The following is a 6,545-nucleotide window of genomic DNA, read 5'->3' as shown; positions in this document are numbered from 1 at the left end:
GGAACCGGGGACTTAGAAACATTTAGACCAGATAAAAAATCGTACTTACCTGTGATAAAAGTAGCGAAATCATTAGGATATAAAGCAAAATGGAACGAAAAAGATAAAGAGGCACTATTGGAAAAAGATCCGGCGGATATTGAAGATCCCGACGATGATGGTAGTGTTACGAATTAATTTTTCACTCTAAGTTTTAAGTTCCATAATAGTTGAATAATACCCTGAGAGAACGAAGAGTTTGAAAGTGATAGTAGTCTTAACCCTAAATGAATGTTAATAATTCCCCTTGTGCTATATGCATAAGGGGAATTATTTTTTGGGAAATGATGGCTAAAAGACTTGGACATTTTTCTATGAAGCATTCGGTGCAAGGCTCATCTTATATCGCTGATAAATCCAGATTGTACTACCAAGCCAAAACCCACCTGTAAAAAAGCCGCCAAGGATATCACTTGGGTAGTGTGCACCCAGATAAATTCGACTAAAGCCGATTGTTAGGATAAATATCGCACTTATAAAAATTAACATAGTTCGGCTGATCTTTTTGATAAGTACTGCCATATTAAGAAAGCCAGAAAACCATACAAAGCAATCGCATTGATGGCATGAACGCTTGTAAAGCTGTAACCGGTCGATTCAACTAAAGGGTTAATCCCGGGCCAAGAAATACTTTACTTGAATTATTTTGATTCAGGTAACGCACGAATCTGTTGACTGCTTACTAAGTAAGCAATCAAAATAAAGCCCGCGAGCGAAAGCAGACTTAGAAATAACGCAAGTGAAGGTTGAAGCAGCTTGATCATAAAATCCCTCTCATTCAATATAAGTAAGATTAACTATACGACGAATTAAGCTAAATCCGGTTTGAAATTCAATTTAAAAAACCTGATTTAGCTACATTATTCTTTATGAAGGGGACAGGCTCTTTACCCCAAAAATTATTTTGATGGTGCAGGATAACTAAAATTAGATTTCTCCTGTTCAATTGCAGATAATGCTAATTTTTTTATTGTTACATCATCCATTGGAGGATTGTGTAAACCTGCTCTTACATCTCTATAGTACCTTTGAAGAGGATTGCTTCGATGAAGGCTTTTTGCACCGACTATTCGCATGGCTTTATCGACAATTGTAATTGCTGCGTTTGTAACAATATGTTTAGCAGCTCCAAGCTCATTGGTGATATGAGCTCTTCGTGATTCATCATCATAAGCCTCTGCAACGCTATATAAGAAATGCCTTGCTTTCAATAATTCTACATCAATTTCTCCTAGAAGTTGTTGGACATTTGCCAGCTGGCTAATAGGTCCATTTAGACTATTTGGCGAATAATTATTAGCAAATTGTATAGCGTAATCTCTTGCAGCTTGCGCAATACCAAGGTAACAAGCTGGAATATGAAGAATCCATGCATTCAATTGGCTGCCACTTGGTATTTCAGGAAGTTCGACTAGTTTTGAATCATCTACTTCTACCTCTTTAAGAACCAGATCATGGCTTCCAGTTCCCCTCATTGAAATTACGTCCCATGTTTCATCTATGGTTAGTCCTACTAAATCTTTATGTAGGAGAAAAAATCCAACCTTTTGCTTTTCTTCAATCCATGCAGATACTAGAAAATAAGTTAATACTGGGGACATGGTTGTAAAAGTTTTACGTCCTGAAATAACCCAAGAATTCTCTTTTTTGACAGCTTTTGTTCCAGGACGCCCTCCCCGGGTTGGACTTCCTGTTTGTGCTTCACTAACTGAACGATTCACTAAGGCACCATTTAGAACTTCATTAGCAAAAAAGTTTATCTGTTTATCTGTCCAACTCTTTTTTTCAAAAAGTTCGCCTATCACTCCAAGGTTCCAGCCAATGGAAAGTGCTGTTGTTGCATCAAAACTAGCCAATGTTTCTTGAAGGAGTATCATGTCATATATTTTTAAACCTCCGCCACCATAGGCTTTGGGAAGAGTTGAACTTGTATATCCCATATTAATTAAATCTTGAATGTGTTCTGTTGGAAAGGTTGCTAATTCATCAATTTGAGCAGAATTATTTTTGAATTTTGATTCTAGTTCATGTAACTTATGTAACCACGTTTTTTGACTCTCTGTTTTAATAAATAAGTTAATCACGTTTTGCCCTCCTGCTATTTAAAAGGTTTACCTAGTAGTTTAACAAAATAATCCCTATTATTCTTATTGGTTTAAATGTTAATTGTGATGGTTTAAGTTGTCAAGGAATTTATATCCAGTAGATAATAAGTTGGAGATTTCCAAAAAATACATTGACTTTAAAATATTATCAATTTAATATTTGAATTATCAGTTACCATACTTAACCTACCAAAATAGTTGGTATTTAAGGGCAGCAGGTGGATCTGCTATATGAGGATAGTTAAAGGTATGTAATAAGCATTATACAAATAAACAAAAGAAGGAGATTTTTTATGAAAAGTAAAAAGTTTTTCAATGTGGTAGTCACCGGTTTAGCATTAGTAACCCTTTTAACAGGATGCGGTTCAAGTACATCGTCCGGAAAAGAAGCAAATACAAATGAAGGTAGTAGCGACACAGAAGTAAAAAAGGTAAAAATAGCATATGACCAAGCGTCAAAACCAATGTCTTGGTTAGATGAGAAGGGAAATCCAACTGGTTACGATGTAGAAGTTATGAAATTGGTTGATGAATTACTTCCAGAATACGAATTTGAATATATTGGGACATCAAGTGATGACTTATTAGTAGGCATTGAACAAGGTAAATATCAAGCAGGGGTTAAAAATGCTTTCTGGACACAGGAAAGGACAGAGAAGTTTATTTTTCCTAAAGAATTCCTTGGGTTAAGCAGTGCAGGACTTGTGTTAAAGAAAGAAAATGAAAAGATAAAAAATCTGAAAGACTTTGCTTCAGCTGGTTTTTCTTTAGCACCAATTGCTGCAAACAACGCGCAATATACAATTGTTGATGAATATAACCAGGCCAATAAGGACAATAAAGTAAAATTAAAAGCCGGAGATGCATTCACAGTTGATGTAGTTCAATGGGTAAACGAAGGTCGTGTAGACGGTGGAATAGCAATTGAGGGAGCTTTTAAGAAGCAAGTAGCAGAAGATGGTCCATATCATAATTTAAAAAATGATCTCGTTTACAATGAATTCGCAGTAATCAAAACTTGGCCATTGTTTAACAAAAAAGAACAAGAATTTGCAGACGCTTATGATGTAGCAATCAAAAAGTTAAAAGAAGAAAAGAAGACAAATCAGTTAAGTACAGAATTTTACGGCAGAGATTTGTTTGAGGTATTGGAAACTGTAAAAAGATAACAACACTTTAATCTAACAGAGCCTAAAAAAAGTAAATCATTGAGGCTATACTTGTCACTTTCTTATTTTAGGTTTTTGGTGAGTAACCTCAACTCAAACCTAAAAAGTAAAGAAGTGGCAAGTTTTTGTATATATACCTCTAATATTGAAGAATGATTACGTTTTAAATATTGAACCTTGTCAATAGGAAAAAGAAGATGGAGGTGAAACATGGAAAAATACTTTGATGTAAGTTACATAGTTGAGTCAGTACCAATGTTAATTCCTTTTCTAAAAGTAACATTAATGGTTGCTGGTCTCTCGGTCCTATTCGGGACAATCTTAGGTTTCATCTTAGCAGCCATGAAAATAGGAAATAGTAAAATTGCTAAGAAAATTGCCTATGGGTATACAACAATATTAAGATGTACACCATCTATTGTTCTCCTATTTCTAACTTATTATGGGATTCCAGCAATTGCAGATAATTTTGGCGTAAACCTAAACGACATTGACAAAGCGGTATTTGTTGTTATTACCTTTTCGCTTCAATTTGCAGCTGTCATGTCTGAGGTTATCAGAACATCGTATGAATCTATAGATAGAGGGCAATTTGAAGCTGCAGTATGTGTAGGATTAAGTAATACACAAGCGTACTGGAGAATTATTTTACCGCAAGCTTTTGTAGTTGCTTTACCAAACTTCGGTAACAGCTTACTTGAGTTGATGAAAGAAGGGGCCCTAGCATATACAATCGGATTGATAGATATCATGGGGAAAGCAGAGCTTATAATCGCTGGGAATTATAATACTCATGCATTAGAAATTTATCTTGCTTTAGCTGTTATTTACTGGATATTATCAATTGCTATTGAACAACTATTCTTAAAATTAGAAAAGGTATTTAGTAAAGGAAAACAAGTGATAACAACTACATAGGGGGTGACAGAGTGTCAGAAGGATTGGATTATAAATTTTTAGTGGAAACCTTTTTTGTAGCATTATCAGGGGTGCCCACGGCGTTATTCATTACAATTGTAGCTTTACTTGTTGCGCTTCCGTTAGGATTTTTGCTTGCTTTAACAAGAATAAATCAATTTCCGGTTTTAGATCGTGTAGCACAGATATATGTTTCCTTTGTAAGAGGAACTCCTGTCATAATTCAAATTTTTATTATTTATAGCAGTGTACCCTTATTGCTAGCTTCGATATTTGAAAAGTATAACATCGAAATGAATGTATACGATGTAAATCCGATTTGGTACGCATTCATTGTTTTTTCATTGAATACGACAGCTATTCTAATAGAAGTGTTTCGTTCAGCAATAAGCACAGTGAGTAAGGGACAACTAGAAGCTGCTTATTCAGTCGGATTAACAAATGTCCAAGCATTTAGAAGAATTATCATTCCACAGACATTAGTTGTAGCATTACCAAATATTTGTACAGCAACAGTCAATCTAATTAAAGCAACATCTCTAGGATATGCGTTGTCATTGCAAGAAATTACTCTAAGAGCCAAGGTAGCTGCCAATGTAGGCTACAATTACGTTGAGGCTTATATTGATATCTTTCTTGTATACCTGATTTTATGTAGTTTAGTAGAGTATTTATTTAAGCTGTATGAAAAACGTTTAAGTAGGTATAGAGCAGTAGGTATTTGAAATGAAGCAGGAGGTGGACATGATGTTAGAAATTACAAATATCCATAAATCATTCGGAGAAAATGAGATTTTAAAAGGTGTAGATTTAAAAATAGAAAAGGGTGACGTGGTAGTAATTCTGGGCCCAAGCGGTTCAGGAAAGACAACATTACTTCGATGCATTAACTTTCTTGAAAAAGCAGATCAAGGACATGCAATTTTTGGGGATATTGATGTAAATCTTAAAACAGCATCAAAAAAGGCGATTCATGGAATTAGGCAAAAGATAGCTTTTGTATTTCAAAATTATAATCTGTTTAATAATAAAACGGCATTAGAAAATGTGACAGAAGGTCTTGTTATTGGAAGGAAGATTGCGAAAGCAGAAGCAAATGAGATTGGTAAAAAAGCATTAGATAAAGTAGGTCTGTCAGAAAAATACAATGCTTACCCTATTGAACTATCAGGTGGTCAGCAACAAAGGGTTGGCATCGCGAGAGCAGTTGCTTTAAATCCTGATATTATTCTATTTGACGAACCAACTTCTGCACTTGATCCTGAACTAGTCGGTGAAGTTTTAACAGTAATGAAGCAAATAGCAAAAGAAGGAACAACCATGTTAGTAGTCACGCATGAAATGTCTTTTGCAAAGGATGTAGCAAACAGAGTAATATTTATGGATGCTGGTGTAGTAGTAGAAGAAGGATCACCTAAAGATATTTTTGTGAAACCAAAAGAAGAAAGAACAAGAAAGTTCTTAAAAAGGGTCTTACCGGAGGATTATATTTTTTACATTTAATTTTTAAATGAAATTAAGTTAATAAGAAAAGGGTGAATTTTTGAAGCTGATCCCCAGTTATAGATTAATAGCGATCACTCTATACATATAAGTAATTAAAACAAACGCATACTTGTGTTGAAATAATAAATCATTCAGTAATAACCATCGAAATTATGGGCTTTAGTGCAGCCTATATGAAGTAGACAAAAAACGAATTAACTATGAGAACCTGGTTGGGGATTTCGTGTAAATAACTAGTAATCCTACGAGATGAAATTAACTCTTCACTTGATCACTAGATTAAAAAAAATGCATAATTGAACGTATGTTTTCAATGCTTTTCTCCTTTCGTTTAGTTAATTGATGACGGTGCTCTTTAGTTTTTACAAGTGAGTTTTTGGTTTATAATAACAATTATCAAGTCTTATCAGGGGGTGAAACTTTGAATGAATATAATGTTACAGTTAAGAATGGCAGCACATTAATTCTGTCAGAAATTATTAAAGCTGAAGATGAAAGAGAAGTCCTTGGCACACTATTGATTACTAGCGAATTATTTAATCAACCTTTTACTGACATTAGGATTTTAGAACGCTAATTTGTTACTGAACTCTCCATTTGTTACAATCATAATAAATCTTAAAACAGTAGGCGATATTATGTGCGGGCGTTTCACCCTTTTCACTGACATTGAAGAAATAATTGACAGGTTTGATATTCAAGCGCCATTTAATGCCGAGTACCAATTTAGCTACAACATAGCACCTTCTCACTCTGTTTTATCCGTTATTAATGACGGATCTAGGAATCGACTTGGATATCTTCGTTG

Annotated in this window: 10 protein-coding genes; 7 read left to right on the top strand and 3 right to left on the bottom strand. The window is 34.5% G+C overall.

What is annotated here, in order from left to right; translation table 11 throughout:
• A partial coding sequence (locus AC1DUW_RS18515) for a stalk domain-containing protein (RefSeq protein WP_477643155.1) occupies nucleotides 1–177 on the top strand: 177 nt, incomplete at its 5' end.
• A 174-nt stretch (nucleotides 178–351) separates the two neighbouring features.
• Here AC1DUW_RS18515 and AC1DUW_RS18510 read toward each other — a convergent pair.
• The 3 genes from AC1DUW_RS18510 to AC1DUW_RS18500 form a co-directional block, all read right to left on the bottom strand.
• On the bottom strand, nucleotides 352–636 hold the full coding sequence (locus AC1DUW_RS18510; protein WP_269083757.1) for a phosphatase PAP2 family protein: 285 nt from the start codon (nucleotides 634–636) through the stop codon (nucleotides 352–354).
• A 44-nt stretch (nucleotides 637–680) separates the two neighbouring features.
• Entirely contained in the window at nucleotides 681–803 is a 123-nt protein-coding gene (locus AC1DUW_RS18505; RefSeq protein WP_269083728.1) for a hypothetical protein, read from the bottom strand.
• 135 nt (nucleotides 804–938) lie between these two features.
• Nucleotides 939–2,120: an acyl-CoA dehydrogenase family protein gene (locus tag AC1DUW_RS18500; protein ID WP_053348053.1), complete on the bottom strand. Its 1,182-nt coding sequence runs from the start codon at nucleotides 2,118–2,120 to the stop codon at nucleotides 939–941.
• Nucleotides 2,121–2,437: 317 nt separating this feature from the next.
• Between AC1DUW_RS18500 and AC1DUW_RS18495 the strand changes: the two genes are divergently transcribed.
• From AC1DUW_RS18495 to AC1DUW_RS18470, 6 genes are all read left to right on the top strand, one after another.
• Entirely contained in the window at nucleotides 2,438–3,313 is an 876-nt protein-coding gene (locus AC1DUW_RS18495) for a transporter substrate-binding domain-containing protein (protein WP_477643153.1), read from the top strand.
• Between the two features lie 210 nt (nucleotides 3,314–3,523).
• Entirely contained in the window at nucleotides 3,524–4,231 is a 708-nt protein-coding gene (locus AC1DUW_RS18490) for an amino acid ABC transporter permease (protein WP_053345830.1), read from the top strand.
• Between the two features lie 11 nt (nucleotides 4,232–4,242).
• Nucleotides 4,243–4,956, top strand: a complete 714-nt coding sequence (locus tag AC1DUW_RS18485; protein ID WP_236694902.1) for an amino acid ABC transporter permease — start codon at nucleotides 4,243–4,245, stop codon at nucleotides 4,954–4,956.
• A gap of 22 nt (nucleotides 4,957–4,978) precedes the next feature.
• Nucleotides 4,979–5,734: an amino acid ABC transporter ATP-binding protein gene (locus AC1DUW_RS18480; protein WP_053345831.1), complete on the top strand. Its 756-nt coding sequence runs from the start codon at nucleotides 4,979–4,981 to the stop codon at nucleotides 5,732–5,734.
• Between the two features lie 424 nt (nucleotides 5,735–6,158).
• On the top strand, nucleotides 6,159–6,314 hold the full coding sequence (locus AC1DUW_RS18475; protein ID WP_157443964.1) for a hypothetical protein: 156 nt from the start codon (nucleotides 6,159–6,161) through the stop codon (nucleotides 6,312–6,314).
• A 61-nt stretch (nucleotides 6,315–6,375) separates the two neighbouring features.
• A partial coding sequence (locus AC1DUW_RS18470; protein ID WP_477643154.1) for an SOS response-associated peptidase family protein occupies nucleotides 6,376–6,545 on the top strand: 170 nt, incomplete at its 3' end.

This window comes from Peribacillus sp. P4_C12 (genome assembly GCF_056402095.1).
This window is presented reverse-complemented; position numbering and strand designations above follow the sequence as displayed.